Origin of the sequence: Citrobacter amalonaticus Y19 (assembly GCF_000981805.1) — a bacterium.
Taxonomy (GTDB): domain Bacteria; phylum Pseudomonadota; class Gammaproteobacteria; order Enterobacterales; family Enterobacteriaceae; genus Citrobacter_A; species Citrobacter_A amalonaticus_C.
This window is the reverse complement of the sequence record NZ_CP011132.1, coordinates 63,408-84,029: the sequence shown is the minus strand read 5'-3', so window position 1 is coordinate 84,029 and position 20,622 is coordinate 63,408. Positions and strand designations below refer to the sequence as shown.

The following is a 20,622-nucleotide window of genomic DNA, read 5'->3' as shown; positions in this document are numbered from 1 at the left end:
AACTCCCATGGCAGAGAAATTTACCCAACATAAAGGCCTGGTTGTCCCGCTGGATGCCGCCAACGTCGATACCGACGCCATCATTCCTAAGCAGTTTTTGCAGAAGGTCACCCGCACCGGTTTTGGCGCGCACCTGTTCAATGACTGGCGTTTTCTGGATGAGAACGGCCAACAGCCGAATCCGGAGTTCGTCCTGAACTTCCCTGAATACCAGGGAGCTTCGATTCTGCTGGCGCGTGAGAACTTCGGCTGCGGGTCTTCCCGTGAGCACGCGCCGTGGGCACTGACGGATTATGGCTTCAAAGTGGTGATTGCGCCGAGCTTCGCGGACATCTTCTATGGCAACAGCTTTAACAACCAGTTGTTGCCGGTGAAGTTGAGTGACGACGAGGTGGATGAACTGTTTAAACTGGTGCAGGCGAATCCAGGTATTCACTTCGAAGTGGATCTGGAAGCGCAGGTCGTGAAAGCAGGCGAGAAAACGTATCACTTTAACATCGACGCATTCCGCCGCCATTGCATGCTGAACGGTCTGGACAGCATCGGGTTGACGCTGCAGCACGAAGATGCGATTGCCACCTACGAAGAGAAACAGCCCGCGTTTATGCGCTAAGCCCGCCATCCCGGATGCGCTGCGCTTATCCGGCCTACGAATTTCTGTAGGTCGGATAAGGCGTTAGCCGCCATCCGGCAATCCATAAATCAAACGTCCTTCACCCGCCCGGTCATCACCAGCGTCACCAGCGAAATCGCCGCAATCACCCAGTACACCGCGAAGTGACCGTAACTCTGCGCGACAGCCCCCTGGATAACCCCAGCCAGAATGACGCCAGTCGAAATGCTGTTGGTAAATAGCGTCGTCGCCGAACCGGCCCTGCCCGGCATCAGATCCTGAAACCAGAGCATTCCAATACCCGCAATAATGCCGATATACACAGCATTGAACAGTTGCAGGATAAGCAGCGCCTGGCGGCTATGGAAGAAAATCAGCCCGAGATAAAACAGCACGCCCGCCGCCACGGCGGTAACCATCATCCGTCGTTTGCCGAAACGTTTGACGTAGAAGCCGGCAAGGATCATCGCCGGGATTTCCAGCCCTGCCGCGGTGCCCATCAGGATCCCGGCAAGTTTATCCGGCAACCCAAGCTCTGCGCTAATCCATAACGGCATATCGATGATGTACATGGTATTGCAGGTCCACATCAGCGTGGAGGCAATAAACAACATGCGGACGTTTTTATCCTGCCAGCCGCCTGCCTGGCTCACCGGCACATCCGCCGGTTGTTCAACACGGGCGACGGACGGCAGCATGAAGGCTATCAGGATGAAACTGAGCGCAAAAATGGTGGCGGCAATCGAAAACATCATCGTAAAGCCATAATTGAGCGCCAACATAAAGGCCAGCGGCGGGCCAATCACCCACGCCAGCGAAAGCTGTGCTCGCATCACCGAACTGAACATCACCACTTCACGCGCTGAGCTGTCGGCATATTCCCGTGCCAGGGCGAACAGTTGCGGCATCGCGGTATTTGCCAGCGACGCCAGCAGTACGCCGCAGGTAATCAGCGTCAGGTAGTGGCGATTAAAGGCAAACAACAGCGCATTACCGACTGCCATCAGGCAACAGAACAGAATCAGCTTGCGGCGGTCTCCCTGGCTGTCGGAGCGTTTTGCCAGCGCAAGGCTCACGCCAATCCCGGCGATGGCGTTAACGGTGTAAAACAGCCCCACCCAGAACGGCTGCGCCCCGACCTCGCGACTGAGAAACAGGCTCAGCGTCGGGGCCTGTAGCGCCCCCGCCACGCCCATCATAAAGGCAACCAGCATAAATGCCGCGTACACACCGTTGAGACGTCGTCCCATCGTCATAATCCAGAGCATCTGAAATCCTTTCGCGAAAGAATAAAAAAAGCCAGCAGATGATACCTGCTGGCGCGGCGATTAACACCAATACTCAGTCACACATGATGTCTGCTACTCCAGGGTCAGGCTGTCACCTCCCACTGCATCAGTTCTTCCAGCATCTTTAAGCGCTGCGGCGCGCTCAGGCAAGCCAACCAGGACACCCCTTCTGTCGCGGCAAAGTACTTCTGATAAAACTGGCGCATAGATGACCCCTTCATAGTGCTTCATCGGAAGGTATTATTGGCCTAATATAGGGATAATAAAATTGCTGAGTTTTCCGCAGGAGTTCCCCTTTTATGTCTTCTGGCCGTCTGCAACAACAGTTCATCCGCTTGTGGCAATGCTGCGACGGCAAAACACAGGACACCACGCTTAACGAACTGGCGGAGCTCCTGAGCTGCTCCCGTCGTCATATGCGTACGCTGCTCAATACCATGCAGGAACGCGGCTGGCTGACGTGGGAGGCCGAGGTTGGACGCGGAAAACGTTCACGCTTAACCTTTCTGTATACCGGACTGGCGCTCCAGCAGCAGCGCGCGGAAGATCTGCTGGAGCAGGATCGCATCGATCAACTGGTGCAACTGGTGGGTGACAAAACGGCCGTGCGGCAGATGCTGGTTTCCCATCTGGGCCGCAGTTTCCGCCAGGGTCGCCACATCCTGCGTGTTCTTTACTATCGTCCAATGCAAAATCTGCTGCCTGGCAGTGCGCTGCGGCGCTCAGAAACCCATATTGCCCGCCAAATCTTCAGCGCCCTGACCCGCGTAAATGAGGAAAATGGGGAACTGGAAGCGGATATCGCCCACCACTGGCAACAAATTACTCCCCTGCACTGGCGCTTTTTCCTGCGTCCGGGGATCCATTTTCATCATGGTCGTGAACTGGAAATGGACGATGTGGTGTCATCACTGACGCGCATTAACGTCTTACCGCTCTATTCGCACATCAGCGAGATCGTCTCGCCAACGCCCTGGACGCTGGACATTCACCTTTCGCAACCCGATCGCTGGCTACCATGGCTACTGGGCCAGGTCCCGGCGATGATCCTGCCACGCGAATGGGAAACCCTGAGCAATTTCTCCAGCCATCCGATTGGCACCGGCCCTTACGCCGTGATACGAAATACACGTAATCAGCTAAAAATACACGCCTTTGACGATTTCTTCGGTTTTCGGGCACTGATTGATGAAGTGAATGTCTGGGTACTGCCGGATATCGGCGACGAGCCGAACGGCGGCCTGACGCTGAAAGGCCCCACGGAAGGTGAGAAGGCGATCGAAAGCCGCCTGGAAGAGGGGTGCTATTACCTGCTGTTCGACGGCCGGACCCATCGCGGTGCCAATCAGGAGGTCAGAGAGTGGGTCAGTCGCGTACTGTCACCGAGCAACCTGCTTTACTACGCCGATGAGCAGTATCAGCGCCACTGGTTCCCGGCCTACGGTTTGCTGCCCCGTTGGCATCACGCGCGACCGGGCCACGGCGAGAAACCCGCCGGGCTGGAGACGCTCACGCTGACCTATTATCACGAACACATCGAACACCAGGTGATTGCGCAGATCATGAGTCAGTTGCTGGCTGAACATCAGGTAAAGCTGGACATTCAGGAGATCGACTACGATCAATGGCATGCCGGAGAAATTGAGAGCGACATCTGGCTTAACAGCGCCAATTTCACCCTGCCGCTCGACTTCTCTTTGTTCGCGCATCTGTGCGAAGTCCCGCTGTTGCAGCACTGCATTCCGCTGGACTGGGAAGCCGACGCCGCCCGCTGGCGCACCGGCGAGATGAATCTGGCCGCGTGGTGCCAGCAACTGCTCGCCAGTAAAGCGATTGTGCCGCTGATTCACCACTGGCTGATTATTCAGGGGCAGCGCAGTATGCGCGGCTTGCGCATGAACACCCTCGGCTGGTTCGACTTTAAATCCGCGTGGTTTGCCCCGCCGGATCCTTAATCCTTTTGATCTCTTCACGTAATCATTACAATGTGCCGTTCTCAACGGGGTGCTGCGCCAGAGGCGTGGGCTGAGAAAATACCCGTCGAACCTGATCCGGATAACGCCGGCGAAGGGATTTGAGGCTACCGCTCAAAATCCTTTGCCACTCTTTTACTGAGGTGCAAAGTGTTAAAAAAATGTCTTCCTTTACTGGTGCTGTGCGCAGCGCCGGCCTTCGCAAAACCGGTCCTGACCGTCTATACCTACGACTCATTTGCCGCAGACTGGGGCCCTGGCCCGGCGGTGAAAAAAGCCTTTGAAGCCGACTGTAACTGCGAACTGAAACTGGTGGCGCTGGAAGATGGCGTTTCACTACTCAACCGCCTGCGCATGGAAGGGAAAAACAGTAAGGCCGACGTGGTGCTTGGGCTGGATAACAACCTGCTGGAAGCGGCGACGCAAACCCAGTTATTCGCGAAAAGCGGTGTCGCCAGCGAAGCAGTCAATGTGCCTGGCGGCTGGAAGAATGACACCTTCGTTCCGTTTGATTACGGCTACTTCGCTTTCGTGTATGACAAAAACAAACTCAAAAATCCACCGAAGAGCCTGAAGGAACTGGTCGAGAGCGACCAGAAATGGCGGGTGATTTATCAGGATCCACGCACCAGTACGCCAGGGCTTGGGCTGATGCTGTGGATGCAGAAAGTGTATGGCGATAAAACGCCGCAGGCATGGCAGAAGCTGGCGGCAAAAACCGTCACCGTCACCAAAGGCTGGAGCGAAGCCTATGGCCTGTTCCTGAAAGGTGAAAGCGATTTGGTGCTGAGCTATACCACCTCCCCGGCGTATCACATCATCGAAGAGAAAAAAGAGAACTACGCAGCGGCCAACTTTAGCGAAGGCCATTACCTGCAGGTGGAAGTCGCCGCGCGTACCGCGGCCAGTAAGCAACCTGAACTGGCGGAAAAGTTTCTCAAATTCATGGTCTCGCCCGCATTTCAGAATGCTATCCCGACCGGCAACTGGATGTATCCGGTGGTGAATGTCCCCCTGCCCGCCGGGTTCGAACAACTGACTAAACCCGCGGCCACGCTGGAGTTCACCCCCGCAGAAGTGGCGGCACAACGTCAGGCATGGATTAGCGAATGGCAACGCGCCGTCAGCCGTTAATTGCTGGCTGGCTGATCCCAGGCCTTTTCGCCGCCACGCTGATGGCGGCGGTGGCGGTGGCCGCCTTTCTCGCACTGTGGTTCAACGCGCCGCAGGCGGCGTGGTCCTCGCTCTGGCAGGACAGCTACCTGTGGCACGTGGTGCGCTTCTCCTTCTGGCAGGCCTTCCTGTCGGCGGTGCTTTCTGTCGTTCCGGCCATCTTCCTTGCTCGCGCGCTGTACCGACGCCGCTTTCCGGGGCGTCTGGCTCTGCTGCGCCTGTGTGCCATGACGCTCATCCTCCCGGTGCTGGTCGCGGTGTTTGGTATTCTCAGCGTCTACGGACGCCAGGGCTGGCTGGCCTCGCTCTGGCACATGCTTGGGATGGAGTGGACCTTTTCGCCTTACGGCTTGCAGGGCATTCTGCTGGCCCACGTCTTTTTTAATATGCCGATGGCAAGCCGCCTGCTGTTGCAGTCGCTGGAAAATATCCCCGGCGAGCAGCGTCAGTTGGCCGCACAATTGGGTATTCGCGGCTGGCAGTTTTTCCGTTTTGTCGAGTGGCCGTGGCTGCGCCGCCAGATACCGCCGGTCGCCGCGTTGATTTTTATGCTCTGTTTTGCCAGCTTCGCGACTGTCCTGTCGCTGGGCGGCGGGCCGCAGGCAACGACCATTGAGCTCGCGATTTATCAGGCGCTGAATTTCGACTACGATCCCGCCCGCGCCGCCATGCTGGCGCTGATCCAGATGGTGTGCTGTCTGGGGCTGGTGCTGCTCAGTCAACGATTAAGTAAAGCTATCGCTCCGGGTACTACGCTGGTTCAGGGTTGGCGCGATCCGGACGATCGGCTATACAGCCGTTTAACCGATGTCCTGCTGATCGTTATTGCGCTTCTGCTGTTGCTCCCCCCCCTGCTGGCCGTGATGGTCGACGGGGTGAATCGCCATCTGCTGGACGTGCTTGCTCAGCCCATTTTGTGGCAGGCGGTGTGGACTTCGCTGCGCATTGCGCTGGCGGCGGGTCTGCTGTGTGTGATCCTGACGATGATGTTGTTGTGGAGCAGTCGCGAACTGCGCGCCCGTCAGCACCTGCTGGCAGGACAAGCGCTGGAGCTAAGCGGTATGCTTATTCTGGCGATGCCGGGCATTGTGCTGGCCACCGGCTTCTTCCTGTTGCTCAACAACAGCATCGGCCTGCCGGAGTCCGCTGACGGCATCGTCATTTTCACCAATGCGCTGATGGCCATTCCCTACGCCCTGAAAGTGCTGGAAAACCCGATGCGCGATATTACCACCCGCTACACGATGCTGTGTCAGTCGCTGGGGATTGAAGGCTGGCAGCGGCTAAAAGTCGTAGAACTGCGGGCATTGAAACGCCCGCTGGCGCAGGCGCTGGCCTTTGCCAGCGTGCTGTCGATCGGTGATTTTGGCGTGGTGGCGCTGTTTGGCAACGATGACTTCCGCACCCTGCCGTTTTATCTGTATCAGCAGATTGGCTCTTATCGCAGCCAGGACGGTGCCGTCACTGCGCTCTTACTGCTGATCCTGTGCTTTATTTTATTTACCGTTATTGAGACGTTACCGGGGCGAAATGCTAAAACTGACTGATATCACCTGGCTTTATCACCATCTGCCCATGCGCTTTACGCTGTCCGTGGCACGCGGTGAACAGGTGGCGATTCTGGGGCCAAGCGGCGCAGGGAAAAGTACGTTGCTGAGTCTGATCGCGGGTTTTCTCACGCCTGCCCGCGGCACCCTGCTGATCGAAGGGGAAGACCACACCACCACGCCGCCGTCACGCCGTCCGGTTTCGATGCTGTTTCAGGAAAACAATCTGTTCAGCCATTTAAACGTTGAGCAAAACATCGGGCTGGGGCTGGATCCCGGACTGAAATTGAGCGCCGAACAGAAAGAGAAGCGCCGGCATATCGCGCAGCAAATGGGGATCGAGACGTTGATGGCTCGCCTGCCCGGCGAGCTTTCCGGCGGTCAGCGCCAGCGTGTGGCACTGGCTCGTTGTCTGGTGCGCGAACAGCCGGTCCTGTTGCTGGATGAACCCTTTTCAGCCCTCGACCCCGCGCTGCGCCAGGAGATGTTGACGCTGGTAAGCGATATCTGTCACGCCCGCCAACTGACGCTGCTGATGGTTTCACACAGCGTCGAAGATGCGGCGCGCATCGCCCCGCGCGCTGTCGTCGTCGCCGATGGTCGCATCGCGTGGCAGGGTAAAACGGATGAATTGCTGAGTGGCAGAGCCAGCGCCTCAGCGCTGTTGGGGATTAAGGCTAACTGAATGGTGTTGCCGGATGGCGCTGACGCTTATCCGGCCTACGAGATACACGCCATCCAGCAGGAATATCAGTAGCCCACCACTTTTTGCAGAATATCGATATACACCGGCATCAGCGGGTGGCGAATCAACGTCACCAGCGCGACAATCCCCATCCCCAGCACCGTTGGCGCCAGCCAGAGCAGGCGTCCTTTTGGCAGGTAGTGCGTTAAACGGTCCGTCGCGGCCTTTCCGCTGCGCCACAGCCGCCAGCAGAGCCAGCCGCCAAGCCACAGCAGAATGGCCGTCGCCAGCAGCAGCCACTTAAACTCGCCGCTTTGCATTCCCGCCGGAATATCAATTGCCGCGCCAGCCAGAATCCCCGGCAGAAAGTAAAACGGCGGCCAGAGAACGCAACCAATAATATTTGGCGTGATGAATTTCGCCACCGGCAGATCCAGCATCCCGGCGACCATCGGCACCAGCGGGCGCGTCGGTCCGACAAAACGTCCCACCAGAATCGTGAACATACTGTGCTGATGCAGCGCGTGCTCGGTTTTATCTAACAGCGCCTTGTTCTTTTTCATGAACGACCAGCGATGCAGCGGCTTTTTGAAGCGCCAGCCCAGCCAGAACGAGATCCAGTCGCCAAGCAGACAGCCGATAATTCCCGCCAGCCAGGCATGCCAGAAATTAAGCTCCCCGCTACCGATCAGGGCGCCCAGCCCGGCCATCATTACCGTTCCCGGTAAAATCAACCCCACCAACGCCAGCGATTCCAGGAAGGCCACCAGCGCCACAGCAATCAAAGAGTACATGGCGGACTGGAGAATGAAATGTTCCAGCAATGCTTGCATAATGCGTCCGTCAGATTTACGAAACAGGGATTCTGCTAACCCATCCCTGCTTCGTCAAGCCATCAATTGTCTGAATAGTTACAGGCTATGACATCTTTACGGACACATCATTCACTTTTTCTTCACAACCAGCGCGGAATTCGCTTGGACTGGCGCCGGTGCATTTTTTAAAGACGCGGGAGAAATAGAGCTGATCGTCGAACCCAACGTTGCGTCCGACGGTGGCAATCGGCATGCGTGTCGTACTGAGCAGCAGCTTCGCCTGGCTGATGCGCTGATCCTCACGCCAGCTCAACACGCTGATGCCCAGTTGCTGACGGAACAGGTGCGACAGGCGCGACGGCGACAGGCAGACGTGCTGGGCTACGCTTGCAATATCAAAATGGCTGTCCGCCAGATGGTCGCTAATATACTGGCAGGCATCGCGCACGCGGTTATCCATCGGCGGGTGCAGCGATGCGTTGATTGCTTCCATTCTCCGCAGCAGTAACTGCTCCAGCAGGTTGATCGCCAGCAGCTCGCAGTAGCGGCCTTCTCCCTGTCCGGCGCTGATGATCTGACCGAACAGTTCATTAAAGTGCGGCTGGTGCGTCTCGTCCGGGCGAAAAAAACCGGTCTGCGCAAAGATGGACGGCCAGGTCAGCCACTCCTGCCAGTAAGCGCGAGGACGAAAGTAAACCCACTGGTGATACCACTCGCTGGCATCCGGGTGACGCCCGTAGTGATGAATTTCGCCTGGCGGGAACAGCAAAATATCCCCCGGTCGGCAGACAAATTCCCTGCCGTGATTTTTGATCACCCCTTCCCCCCGAATCGTAAGGTTAAGGATGTAACCTTTCATCCCCAACGGCCTGTCGATAAAAAAATCCAGATATCCGTTGGCGTCTATCGGCGTTAAACCGGCAACCAGATGCGCGTTAAACGAGTACCCCGGCAGGAGAGGGTCATTTTGCGGTTCAGCCATAATTTCACGACTCCCGAGGTTCAGTGAGGAAACAAATTGTCCATATTACGCAAGGCGGCATTGTTTGCGCCCTGCTTCGCCGCCGCAATGTCATTGGCAAACCATCAATCCCGCGTGTGAAAAGCATTATGTAACCACTCCACGCGGTGACTGCGACAAAAACGGGTAACAAAAGTGTCTATAACTAGAGCAGAAATGTCCACATTGATTATTTGCACAGCGTCACACTTTGCGATGTCATAGCATTTTAATCCATAAGATTAGCGAATCCTACCTGACGGTTTTTATCCCCACTCACTACTGTTTCTCCATACCCGTATTTCTGGATGGAGTAAGAGGATGGCAATTGCAATTGGCCTCGATTTTGGCAGTGATTCAGTGCGCGCGCTGGCAGTGGAATGCGCCACCGGCGAAGAGATCGCCACCAGCGTAGAGTGGTACCCACGCTGGCAGGAAGGACGTTTTTGTGACGCGCCGAACAACCGGTTCCGCCATCATCCGCGCGACTACATGGAATCGATGGAAGCGGCGCTGAAAAGCGTGCTGGCTGAACTGAGCGAGGCGCAGCGCGCGGAGGTCGTTGGGATTGGCGTCGACAGTACGGGCTCAACGCCAGCGCCGATTGACGCCGATGGCAACGTGCTGGCGCTCCGGGAAGAATTTGCGGAAAACCCGAACGCGATGTTCGTCCTGTGGAAAGATCACACATCGGTGGAAGAAGCCGAAGCGATAACCCGTCTGTGCCATACGCCGGGCAAGGTCGATTACTCCCGCTACATCGGCGGCATTTACTCCAGCGAATGGTTCTGGGCAAAGATCCTTCATGTTACCCGCGAAGACAGCGCGGTCGCCCAGGCCGCCGTCTCCTGGATTGAACTGTGCGACTGGGTGCCAGCCCTGCTTTCTGGCACCACGCGTCCACAGGACATCCGCCGGGGTCGCTGCAGCGCCGGGCATAAATCGCTGTGGCATGAAAGCTGGGGCGGTCTGCCGCCCGCCAGTTTCTTCGACGAACTCGATCCACTGATTAACCAGCATTTGCCGTATCCCCTGTTTACAGACACGTTCACCGCCGATCTGCCGGTTGGGACATTGTGCGCCGAGTGGGCCCAGCGCCTCGGTCTGCCGCAAAACGTCGTCATCTCCGGCGGCGCGTTCGACTGCCACATGGGCGCCGTCGGCGCGGGTGCGCAGCCCAACGCGCTGGTGAAAGTGATTGGTACCTCAACCTGCGACATCCTGATTGCGGATAAACAGAGCGTCGGCGAGCGCGCCGTGAAAGGCATTTGCGGGCAAGTCGACGGCAGCGTGGTGCCTGGATTTATCGGCCTGGAGGCGGGCCAGTCTGCCTTTGGCGATATCTACGCCTGGTTCGGCCGCATTCTTGGCTGGCCGCTGGAGCAACTCGCCGCGCAGCACCCGGAGCTGAAAGCCCAGATTAGCGCCAGCCAGAAGCAACTGCTGCCGGCATTAACCGAAGCCTGGGCGAAGAACCCGTCGCTGGATCACCTGCCGGTGGTGCTTGACTGGTTTAACGGTCGCCGTACGCCGAACGCAAACCAGCGTCTGAAAGGGGTGATGACCGATCTGAATCTGGCCACAGACGCCCCAGCGATGTTTGGCGGGCTGATCGCGGCGACCGCCTTTGGCGCGCGGGCCATTATGGAATGCTTTACCGAACAAGGCATTGCGGTCAACAACGTGATGGCGCTGGGCGGTATCGCCCGGAAAAACAAGGTCATTATGCAGGCCTGCTGCGATGTGCTGAACCGTCCGCTACAAATCGTCGCCTCCGATCAGTGCTGCGCACTCGGTGCGGCCATTTTCGCCGCCGTGGCGGCCAACGTACATGCCGATATCCCGGCGGCCCAGCAGAAAATGGCCAGTGCGGTGGAAAACACGCTACAACCTCGCCCCGAACAAGCGCAACGTTTTGAACAGCTCTATCGCCGCTACCAGCAGTGGGCGGTAAGCGCTGAGCAACATTATCTTCCGACTGCCACCCCGGTAAATACTGCGCCGGCTGACCAGGCAACCCTGACTCACTAAGGACACGACAATGACTATTTTTGATAACTATGAAGTGTGGTTTGTAATTGGCAGCCAGCATTTGTACGGCCCTGAGACGCTGCGTCAGGTGACTCAGCACGCTGAACACGTCGTCAAAGCGCTGAATAGCGAAGCCAAACTGCCCTGCAAGCTGGTATTAAAACCGCTGGGGACCACACCGGATGAGATCACCGCCATTTGCCGTGACGCAAACTATGACGAACGCTGTGCGGGTCTGGTGGTCTGGCTGCATACCTTCTCTCCGGCCAAAATGTGGATCAACGGCCTGACGACACTCAACAAGCCACTGCTGCAATTCCACACCCAGTTCAATGCCGCCCTGCCGTGGGACAGCATCGATATGGACTTTATGAACCTGAACCAGACCGCGCACGGCGGTCGTGAGTTTGGCTTCATCGGCGCGCGTATGCGTCAACAGCACGCGGTAGTCACCGGTCACTGGCAGGACGCGCAGGCGCAACAGCGCATCGGTTCCTGGATGCGTCATGCGGTATCGAAACAGGATACCCGTCATCTGAAAGTCTGCCGCTTTGGCGATAACATGCGTGAAGTGGCGGTCACCGATGGCGATAAAGTCGCTGCGCAGATCAAGTTCGGCTTCTCGGTCAACACCTGGGCGGTCGGCGATCTGGTACAGGTGGTCAATTCCATCAGCGACGGTGACATCAACGCCCTGATTGATGAATACGAAAGCAGCTATACCCTGACCGCCGCCACTCAGGTTCACGGCGAAAAACGCCAGAACGTACTGGAAGCGGCGCGGATCGAGTTAGGCATGAAGCGCTTTCTGGAACAGGGCGGCTTCCACGCGTTTACTACCACCTTTGAAGATTTGCACGGTCTGAAACAGCTTCCGGGTCTGGCCGTACAGCGTCTGATGCAGCAGGGCTATGGCTTTGCTGGCGAAGGCGACTGGAAAACCGCCGCTCTGCTTCGCATCATGAAGGTGATGTCAACCGGTCTGCAGGGCGGCACCTCTTTTATGGAGGATTACACCTATCACTTCGAAAAAGGCAACGATCTGGTACTCGGCTCCCATATGCTGGAAGTCTGCCCGACGATCGCCGTGGAAGACAAACCGATCCTCGATGTTCAGCATCTCGGCATTGGCGGTAAAGACGCCCCGGCTCGCCTGATCTTCAACACCCAAACCGGTCCGGCGATCGTTGCCAGCCTGATCGATCTGGGCGATCGCTACCGTCTGCTGGTCAACAGCATCGATACCGTGAAGACCCCGCACGCGCTGCCAAAACTGCCTGTCGCGAACGCGCTGTGGAAAGCGCAGCCGGATCTACCGACCGCGTCTGAAGCGTGGATCCTGGCCGGCGGCGCGCACCATACCGTCTTCAGTCATGCGCTGGATCTGAACGACATGCGTCAGTTCGCCGAAATGCACGATATCGAAATCACCGTGATTGATAACGACACCCGCCTGCCCGCCTTCAAAGACGCGCTGCGCTGGAACGAGGTGTATTACGGCTTTAAACGTTAAGCGAATGGTTGCCTGATGACAGCGTAAACGCCTTATCAGGCCTACCTCTCTGCGTAGGCCTGATAAGGCGTTTACGCTGTCATCAGGCAGGGAGAAAAACATGCTAGAAGATCTCAAACGTCAGGTGCTGGAAGCGAATCTGGCGCTGCCAACGCACAACCTGGTCACCCTCACCTGGGGGAACGTCAGCGCGGTCGATCGCGAGCGCGGCGTCTTTGTTATCAAACCTTCCGGCGTCGATTACAGCGTGATGACCGCAGAAGATATGGTGGTTGTCAGCATCACGACAGGGGAAGTGGTTGAAGGCAAGAAAAAGCCGTCGTCCGATACGCCGACGCACCGCCTGCTGTACCAGGCTTTTCCCACTATTGGCGGTATCGTGCATACCCATTCGCGCCACGCGACCATCTGGGCGCAGGCCGGACAGCCCATTCCGGCAACGGGGACGACGCACGCCGACTATTTCTATGGCTCAATTCCCTGCACCCGCAAAATGACCGACAGCGAAATCAACGGCGAATATGAGTGGGAAACCGGCAACGTGATTGTCGAAACTTTTGCAAAACAGGGCATCGATGCCGCACAGATGCCTGGGGTGCTGGTGCATTCACACGGCCCCTTCGCGTGGGGAAAAAATGCCGAAGACGCCGTGCATAACGCCATCGTCTTAGAAGAGGTCGCCTATATGGGCATTTTTTGCCGCCAGCTCGCGCCGCAGCTACCGGACATGCAGCAAACGCTGCTGGACAAGCATTACCTGCGCAAGCACGGGGCTAAAGCCTATTACGGGCAGTAGCAGCACCAATAACTGTATAAAACCCCAGCAAAACACGTTGAACCAGGCTATAATCATGCCTGGTTTTTTTGATGGATAAACAGCGTGGCGCAGGCAGGTTTTATCTTAACCCGGCACTGGCGGGATACGTCGCAGGGAACAGAAGTTTCCTTCTGGCTGGCAACAGACAGCGGGCCTTTGCAGGTTACGCTTGCGCCGCAGGAATCCGTTGCGTTTATCCCCACCGCGCTTACCGCCCGCGCCACGTCGCTATTACGCACTGAAAATGGCTACCGCCTGACGCCGCTCGACCTCAAAGATTTTCATCGTCAGCCGGTTTCGGGTCTTTACTGTCGCTCGCACCGCCAGTTGATGCGTCTGGAAAAGCTGTTGCGTGAGAACGGCGTGACGGTTTATGAAGGCGATGTTCGCCCGCCGGAGCGCTATCTGATGGAGCGCTTTATCACCTCGCCGGTGTGGGTCGAAGGTGAGGCGCGCAACGGCGCTATCGTTAACGCGCGATTAAAACCCCATCCCGACTATCGCCCGCCGCTCAAGTGGCTTTCTCTGGATATTGAGACCACCCGCCACGGCGAGCTGTACTGCATTGGGCTTGAAGGCTGCGGGCAGCGCGTTGTCTATATGCTCGGCCCCGAAAATGGCGAGGCGTCAGCGCTCGATTTCCAGCTTGAGTACGTCAACAGCCGCCCACAACTATTGGAAAAGCTGAACGAGTGGATTGCCCGCCACGATCCCGACCTCATCATCGGCTGGAATCTGGTGCAGTTCGACCTGCGCGTGTTGCAAAAACATGCTGAGCGCTACCGTATCCCGCTGCGTTTTGGCCGCGATAACAGCGAAATCGAATGGCGTGAACACGGTTTTAAAAATGGCGTTTTTTTCGCCCAGGCCAAAGGTCGGCTGATTATTGACGGCATTGAGGCGCTGAAGTCTGCCTTCTGGAATTTCTCGTCGTTTTCGCTGGAGACCGTTTCGCAGGAACTGCTCGGAGAGGGCAAATCAATCGATAATCCGTGGGATCGCATGGATGAGATCGACAGACGTTTTGCCGAGGATAAACCCGCCCTCGCTACGTATAACCTGAAAGATTGTGAGCTGGTGACGCGAATCTTTCATAAAACCGAGATTGTGCCGTTCCTGTTAGAACGTGCCACGGTTAACGGATTACCGGTCGATCGTCACGGCGGTTCAGTCGCCGCATTCGGCCACCTCTATTTTCCGCGCATGCACCGCGTCGGGTACGTTGCGCCGAACCTCGGTGAAGTCCCGCCTCACGCCAGTCCCGGCGGTTACGTGATGGATTCGCGTCCCGGTTTGTATGACTCCGTGCTGGTGCTGGACTATAAAAGCCTGTACCCCTCGATCATTCGCACCTTTTTGATAGACCCCGTCGGTCTGGTGGAAGGGATGGCACATCCGGATCCCGAACACAGCACTGAAGGATTCCTCGACGCCTGGTTCTCGCGGGAAAAGCACTGCCTGCCGGAGATCGTGACGAATATCTGGCACGGTCGCGACGACGCCAAACGGCACGGCAACAAACCACTTTCTCAGGCGCTGAAGATCATCATGAACGCCTTTTACGGTGTGCTCGGCACGACGGCCTGCCGCTTCTTCGATCCCCGCCTGGCCTCGTCGATCACCATGCGTGGTCATGCGATCATGCGCCAGACCAAAGCGCTCATTGAAGCCCAGGGGTATGACGTGATTTATGGTGACACCGATTCCACCTTCGTCTGGCTGAAACGCGCCCACACGGAAGAGGACGCGGCGAAGATTGGCCGCGCGTTAGTGGAACATGTCAACGCCTGGTGGACGCAGTCACTACAAGAGAAGAATCTCACCAGCGCGCTGGAACTGGAGTATGAAACGCATTTCTGCCGCTTTCTGATGCCCACCATCCGTGGGGCGGATACCGGCAGCAAAAAACGCTATGCGGGCCTGATTCAGGAAGGAGAGCGCCAGCGGATGGTGTTTAAAGGTCTGGAAACCGTGCGCACCGACTGGACGCCGCTGGCGCAACAGTTCCAGCAGGAGTTGTATCTGCGCGTTTTTCGTAACGAACCGTATCAGGATTACGTTCGCGACACCATTGATCGACTGATGGCAGGCGAACTGGACGATCGTCTGGTCTATCGCAAGCGCCTGCGTCGACCGTTGAGCGAATATCAGCGTAACGTTCCGCCGCACGTGCGCGCCGCCAGACTGGCTGACGAAGAAAACCAGAAGCGGGGACGTCCGGCGCAGTACCAGAACCGAGGCACTATCCACTATGTCTGGACGTTGAATGGCCCGGAGCCAAAGGATTATCAACACTCGCCGCTGGATTATGAACATTACCTGACGCGCCAGCTTCAGCCCGTCGCGGAAGGAATTCTTCCCTTTATTGATGATAACTTTGCTACACTACTGACAGGCCAATTAGGGTTATTTTGACGCGTGACGAATCCATCGCCATCCATTACCATAGCGCCCTTTCCATTCCTGGACCCAATTTACCGTTCTGCCATAGCATCTCCCTGGCAGAGGGTGATTATTGCCTGCAATTAAAGAAATAGAGCCGAACAAATATGCCTTTTACACTTGGTCAACGCTGGATCAGCGATACAGAAAGCGAACTGGGACTTGGAACCGTCGTCGCCATGGATGCGCGCACCGTCACTTTGCTTTTTCCCTCCACTGGCGAAAACCGTCTGTATGCGCGCAGTGACTCCCCCGTGACCCGCGTGATGTTCAACCCTGGCGATACCATTACCAGTCATGAAGGCTGGCAACTGCAAATCGATGAAGTAAAAGAAGAAAACGGTTTGCTTGCCTACATTGGTACCCGTCTTGATACCGAAGAAACCGGCGTGACGCTGCGTGAGGTTCTGCTCGACAGTAAGCTGACGTTCAGTAAACCGCAGGATCGTCTGTTTGCCGGTCAGATTGACCGCATGGACCGGTTTGCGCTGCGCTATCGCGCGCGTAAATTTCAGAGCGAACAGTACCGTATGCCGTGGAGCGGCCTGCGCGGACAGCGCACCAGTCTGATCCCTCACCAGTTAAACATCGCCCACGACGTGGGTCGTCGTCATGCACCGCGCGTGCTGCTGGCGGATGAAGTGGGGCTGGGGAAAACCATTGAAGCCGGGATGATCCTGCATCAACAACTGCTTTCCGGCGCGGCAGAACGCGTGCTGATTATTGTGCCGGAAACCTTACAGCATCAGTGGCTGGTCGAAATGCTGCGCCGTTTTAATCTGCATTTCGCCCTGTTTGACGACGAGCGCTACGCCGAAGCACAGCACGACGCGCTAAACCCGTTTGAAACCGAACAACTGGTTATCTGCTCACTGGATTTCGCCCGCCGCAACAAACAGCGCCTGGAACATCTGTGTGATGCCGAGTGGGACCTGCTGGTTGTCGATGAAGCCCACCACCTTGTCTGGAGCGAAGAGGCACCGAGTCGCGAGTATCTGGCGATTGAACAACTGGCGGAACGTGTGCCAGGCGTACTGTTGCTGACCGCCACCCCGGAACAACTGGGTATGGAAAGCCACTTTGCGCGTCTGCGCCTGCTGGATCCCAACCGTTTCCACGATTTCGCGCAATTTGTTGAAGAGCAGAAAAACTATCGTCCGGTTGCCGACGCCGTCGCCATGCTGCTGGCCGGTAACAAACTCAGCAATGAAGAACTCAACATGCTGGGTGAACTGATCGGCGAGCAGGATATAGAGCCGCTGCTGCAAACCGCGAATAGCGACCGCGACGGCGCGCAGAACGCGCGTCAGGAACTGGTCTCCATGCTGATGGACCGCCACGGCACCAGCCGCGTGCTGTTCCGCAACACCCGTAATGGCGTGAAGGGCTTCCCGAAACGCGAACTGCACACCATTAAGCTGCCGCTGCCGACGCAGTATCAGACTGCCATTAAAGTGTCCGGCATCATGGGTGCCCGCAAAAACGCCGAAGACAGAGCGCGCGATATGCTCTATCCGGAACAGATTTATCAGGAATTTGAAGGTGATACCGGCACATGGTGGAACTTCGACCCGCGCGTTGAGTGGCTGATGGGCTACCTGACCAGCCATCGCTCGCAGAAAGTGCTGGTGATCTGCGCGAAAGCGACAACCGCCCTGCAACTGGAGCAAGTGCTGCGTGAACGTGAAGGTATCCGCGCCGCCGTCTTCCATGAAGGCATGTCGATTATCGAACGCGACCGCGCCGCCGCCTGGTTTGGTGAAGAGGACAGCGGCGCGCAGGTGCTGTTGTGTTCAGAAATCGGCTCGGAAGGGCGTAACTTCCAGTTTGCCAGCAACCTGGTGATGTTCGACCTGCCGTTCAACCCGGACCTGCTGGAGCAGCGTATTGGCCGTCTCGACCGTATTGGTCAGGCGCACGATATCCAAATCCATGTCCCGTATTTAGAGAAAACCGCCCAGTCGGTGCTGGTTCGCTGGTATCACGAAGGCCTGGATGCGTTCGAACATACCTGCCCGACCGGTCGCGCCATCTATGACACGGTCTACAGCAACCTGATCAACTATCTGGCGGCACCCGAAGAGACCGACGGCTTTGATGAGCTGATCAAAACCTGTCGCGAACAGCATGAAGCGCTGAAGTCGCAACTGGAGCAGGGCCGTGACCGCCTGCTGGAGATCCATTCCAACGGTGGCGAAAAGGCGCAGCAACTGGCTGAAAGCATTGAAGAGCAGGATGACGACACCAGCCTTATTGCCTTTGCCATGAACCTGTTTGATATCGTGGGGATTAATCAGGACGATCGCGGCGAAAACCTGATTGTGCTCACCCCGTCCGATCACATGCTGGTCCCGGATTTTCCGGGCCTGCCGGAAGACGGCTGCACCATTACCTTTGAACGTGACGTGGCGCTGTCGCGTGAAGATGCCCAGTTTATTACCTGGGAACACCCCCTGATTCGTAACGGTCTGGATCTGATCCTCTCCGGTGATACCGGCAGCAGCACCATTTCGTTGCTGAAGAACAAAGCCTTGCCGGTTGGAACGCTGCTGCTGGAACTGGTATACGTTGTGGAAGCCCAGGCACCGAAACAGCTTCAGCTTAACCGCTTCCTGCCGCCGACGCCGATACGCATGCTGCTGGATAAAAACGGCAATAATCTCGCCGCACAGGTGGAGTTTGAAACCTTCAACCGCCAGTTGAGCGCCGTTAACCGCCACACCGGTAGCAAACTGGTTAACGCGGTGCAGCAGGATGTTCATGCGATTCTGCAACTGGGTGAGGCGCAGGTTGAGAAGTCTGCCCGCGCCCTGATTGACGCTGCGCGTAATGAAGCGGATGAAAAACTGTCTGGCGAACTGTCTCGTCTGGAAGCGCTGCGCGCCGTCAACCCGAACATACGTGATGACGAACTCGCGGCGATTGAAAGCAACCGTCAGCAGGTGCTGGAAAGCCTGAATCAGGCGGGATGGCGTCTGGATGCGCTGCGTCTTATCGTCGTCACGCATCAGTAACGGAGTCGACTATGGCGATGGAAAACTACAATCCGCCGCAGGATCCCTGGTTGGTTATCCTGTATCAGGATGAGCACATTATGGTGGTCAACAAGCCGAGCGGCCTGTTGTCCGTGCCGGGGCGTCTTGAAGAACATAAAGACAGCGTGATGACGCGTATTCAGCGCGACTATCCGCAGGCAGAATCTGTGCATCGTCTGGATATGGCGACCAGCGGTGTGATTGTCGTGGCCCTCACCAAAGCGGCAGAGCGGGAGTTGAAGCGTCAGTTTCGCGAGCGCGAGCCGAAAAAACAGTATGTGGCGCGGGTATGGGGACATCCCGCTCCCGCAGAGGGACTGGTGGATTTACCGCTGATCTGCGACTGGCCGAATCGCCCGAAACAGAAAGTGTGCTATGAAACCGGCAAAGCGGCGCAGACCGAATATGAAGTGGTGGAGTTTGCGGCAGATAACACCGCGCGAGTGGTGTTGAAGCCCATCACCGGACGTTCGCATCAACTGCGTGTCCATATGCTGGCGTTAGGTCATCCGATTCTCGGTGACCGCTTTTATGCGTCAGCCGACGCGCTGGCGGTGGCCCCCCGACTGCAACTGCATGCCGAGATGCTGACCATCACCCACCCCGCGTACGGCAACAGCATGACGTTTAAAGCACCGGCGGATTTTTAACAATAATGCCTGATGGCGCTACGCTTATCAGGCCTACGCCCGGGCTTGGTAGGCCGGATAAGACGCGTTGCGTCGCCATCCGGCAAAACCATTATTTAAAACCTTTCTGTTCTTTGATCAGCTCGTATGCCTTCTGAATTTCCTGCGCTTTTTGCTTCGCCATCTCCATCATTTCAGGTGGCAGACCTTTCGCCACCAGCTTATCCGGATGGTGCTCGCTCATCTGTTTACGGTAAGCGCGTTTGATGGTGGTCGCATCGTCGGTGGGTTTAACCCCCAGTACGTTGCAGGCGTCTTCCAGCGTCGGGCCACGCTGCGCCTGCTGCCAGCCACCGCCGCCGGACTGCTGCTGATAGCCGCCGCCAAACTGCGCGCCCCCCTGCATCATTCGCAGGAACTGATCGAACTGAGTACGGGAAATGCCCAACTCTTCGGCAATCACGTACAGCACTTCTCGCTCGTTGGGATGCAGCGACCCGTCGGCAAAGGCCGCCTGAATCTGAATTTCGAGAAACATGCGAATAAGATCAAAGCGACCAAAACAGACGCTACGAAACTGGCGCATTTTTTCACGTAACGGGTAATTATCTGATTTTCCGATGCGGAACGCATTTTGCGCAGCCGATCGCGATTCACCGTGCAAATTCATCCGGTCCATCAATACATTAGCGACATGGATATCCGCTTCGGTGACGCGCCCTTTCGATTTCGTTAAGTGCCCCATCACCTCAAAGGTGGTGGCAAAAAACAGCGCCTGACGCTCACGCTGGTTGGCAAACCACGCCATTTTTCGGCTGCGGGCCTTGTCGAACATGTGACCGATCAACAGCCCCAGAACCACGCCCCAAAAGCCGCCGCCCATGAGCAGAGCCATGGCCACGCCAATTATTTTTCCCCAGTACTGCATAGACTCCCCAATTTGTCTCACTCCCGGTGAGGCCAGGTCCCACAAAATAAGCGGCTTTTTACGATCTTACGCCTACGGTCAATTGTGGGACATCGCCTATAATTTGCATTATCATACCTGTCATTCACAGCC

General features: G+C 56.9%; 16 protein-coding genes and 1 riboswitch. Of the genes, 11 read left to right on the top strand and 5 right to left on the bottom strand.

Annotated elements, in window-relative coordinates; translation table 11 throughout:
• Positions 1-7: 7 nt before the first annotated feature.
• Entirely contained in the window at positions 8-613 is a 606-nt protein-coding gene (gene leuD, locus F384_RS00370; RefSeq protein ID WP_046475421.1) for a 3-isopropylmalate dehydratase small subunit, read from the top strand.
• Between the two features lie 89 nt (positions 614-702).
• Here the strand turns inward: leuD and F384_RS00365 are convergent, their stop codons facing one another.
• Both F384_RS00365 and sgrT read right to left on the bottom strand, forming a co-directional pair.
• Positions 703-1,881, bottom strand: a complete 1,179-nt coding sequence (locus tag F384_RS00365; protein WP_046475418.1) for a sugar efflux transporter — start codon at positions 1,879-1,881, stop codon at positions 703-705.
• 104 nt (positions 1,882-1,985) lie between these two features.
• Positions 1,986-2,108 carry a glucose uptake inhibitor SgrT gene (sgrT, locus tag F384_RS00360; RefSeq protein ID WP_046475415.1) on the bottom strand — a complete coding sequence of 41 codons (123 nt, stop codon included), beginning with the start codon at positions 2,106-2,108 and terminating at the stop codon, positions 1,986-1,988.
• Positions 2,109-2,201: 93 nt separating this feature from the next.
• Between sgrT and sgrR the strand changes: the two genes are divergently transcribed.
• The 4 genes from sgrR to thiQ all read left to right on the top strand — a co-directional run bounded on the left by sgrR (position 2,202) and on the right by thiQ (position 7,280).
• Positions 2,202-3,857, top strand: coding sequence for an HTH-type transcriptional regulator SgrR (gene sgrR / locus F384_RS00355; RefSeq protein ID WP_046475413.1), 1,656 nt, complete (start codon positions 2,202-2,204; stop codon positions 3,855-3,857).
• A gap of 35 nt (positions 3,858-3,892) precedes the next feature.
• A riboswitch (TPP riboswitch) is annotated at positions 3,893-3,993 on the top strand.
• 32 nt (positions 3,994-4,025) lie between these two features.
• Positions 4,026-5,009, top strand: a complete 984-nt coding sequence (thiB, locus tag F384_RS00350) for a thiamine ABC transporter substrate binding subunit (protein WP_046475411.1) — start codon at positions 4,026-4,028, stop codon at positions 5,007-5,009.
• Positions 4,985-6,595 (top strand): thiamine/thiamine pyrophosphate ABC transporter permease ThiP, encoded by a 1,611-nt coding sequence (gene thiP, locus F384_RS00345; protein WP_046475408.1) that lies wholly within the window; start codon positions 4,985-4,987, stop codon positions 6,593-6,595. The genes thiB and thiP overlap by 25 nt, the downstream gene beginning before the upstream one ends.
• Entirely contained in the window at positions 6,579-7,280 is a 702-nt protein-coding gene (gene thiQ / locus F384_RS00340; RefSeq protein ID WP_046475407.1) for a thiamine ABC transporter ATP-binding protein ThiQ, read from the top strand. The genes thiP and thiQ overlap by 17 nt, the downstream gene beginning before the upstream one ends.
• A 65-nt stretch (positions 7,281-7,345) precedes the next feature.
• Here thiQ and F384_RS00335 read toward each other — a convergent pair whose 3' ends face one another.
• Together F384_RS00335 and araC are read right to left on the bottom strand one after the other, a co-directional pair.
• The gene (locus tag F384_RS00335) at positions 7,346-8,113 is read right to left on the bottom strand and encodes a DedA family protein (protein ID WP_046475404.1); all 768 of its coding nucleotides are present in this window, start codon (positions 8,111-8,113) and stop codon (positions 7,346-7,348) included.
• Between the two features lie 85 nt (positions 8,114-8,198).
• Complete coding sequence (gene araC, locus F384_RS00330; RefSeq protein WP_046475401.1) at positions 8,199-9,077, bottom strand: arabinose operon transcriptional regulator AraC; 879 nt, start codon at positions 9,075-9,077, stop codon at positions 8,199-8,201.
• 339 nt (positions 9,078-9,416) lie between these two features.
• On the opposite strand from araC, the gene araB reads away from it, so the two are divergent.
• The 6 genes from araB (at position 9,417) to rluA (ending at position 19,583) form a co-directional block, all read left to right on the top strand.
• Positions 9,417-11,126 carry a ribulokinase gene (gene araB, locus F384_RS00325; RefSeq protein ID WP_046475398.1) on the top strand — a complete coding sequence of 570 codons (1,710 nt, stop codon included), beginning with the start codon at positions 9,417-9,419 and terminating at the stop codon, positions 11,124-11,126.
• A gap of 10 nt (positions 11,127-11,136) precedes the next feature.
• Positions 11,137-12,639: an L-arabinose isomerase gene (gene araA / locus F384_RS00320; protein ID WP_046475396.1), complete on the top strand. Its 1,503-nt coding sequence runs from the start codon at positions 11,137-11,139 to the stop codon at positions 12,637-12,639.
• Between the two features lie 100 nt (positions 12,640-12,739).
• Complete coding sequence (gene araD / locus F384_RS00315; RefSeq protein WP_046475393.1) at positions 12,740-13,435, top strand: L-ribulose-5-phosphate 4-epimerase; 696 nt, start codon at positions 12,740-12,742, stop codon at positions 13,433-13,435.
• A gap of 84 nt (positions 13,436-13,519) precedes the next feature.
• The gene (gene polB, locus F384_RS00310; RefSeq protein WP_046475390.1) at positions 13,520-15,871 is read left to right on the top strand and encodes a DNA polymerase II; all 2,352 of its coding nucleotides are present in this window, start codon (positions 13,520-13,522) and stop codon (positions 15,869-15,871) included.
• A 134-nt stretch (positions 15,872-16,005) separates the two neighbouring features.
• Positions 16,006-18,912: an RNA polymerase-associated protein RapA gene (gene rapA / locus F384_RS00305; RefSeq protein ID WP_046475387.1), complete on the top strand. Its 2,907-nt coding sequence runs from the start codon at positions 16,006-16,008 to the stop codon at positions 18,910-18,912.
• 11 nt (positions 18,913-18,923) lie between these two features.
• Positions 18,924-19,583: a bifunctional tRNA pseudouridine(32) synthase/23S rRNA pseudouridine(746) synthase RluA gene (rluA, locus tag F384_RS00300; RefSeq protein WP_046475384.1), complete on the top strand. Its 660-nt coding sequence runs from the start codon at positions 18,924-18,926 to the stop codon at positions 19,581-19,583.
• A 91-nt stretch (positions 19,584-19,674) separates the two neighbouring features.
• Here rluA and djlA read toward each other — a convergent pair whose 3' ends face one another.
• Positions 19,675-20,490 carry a co-chaperone DjlA gene (gene djlA, locus F384_RS00295; RefSeq protein WP_046475383.1) on the bottom strand — a complete coding sequence of 272 codons (816 nt, stop codon included), beginning with the start codon at positions 20,488-20,490 and terminating at the stop codon, positions 19,675-19,677.
• Positions 20,491-20,622 lie beyond the last annotated feature (132 nt).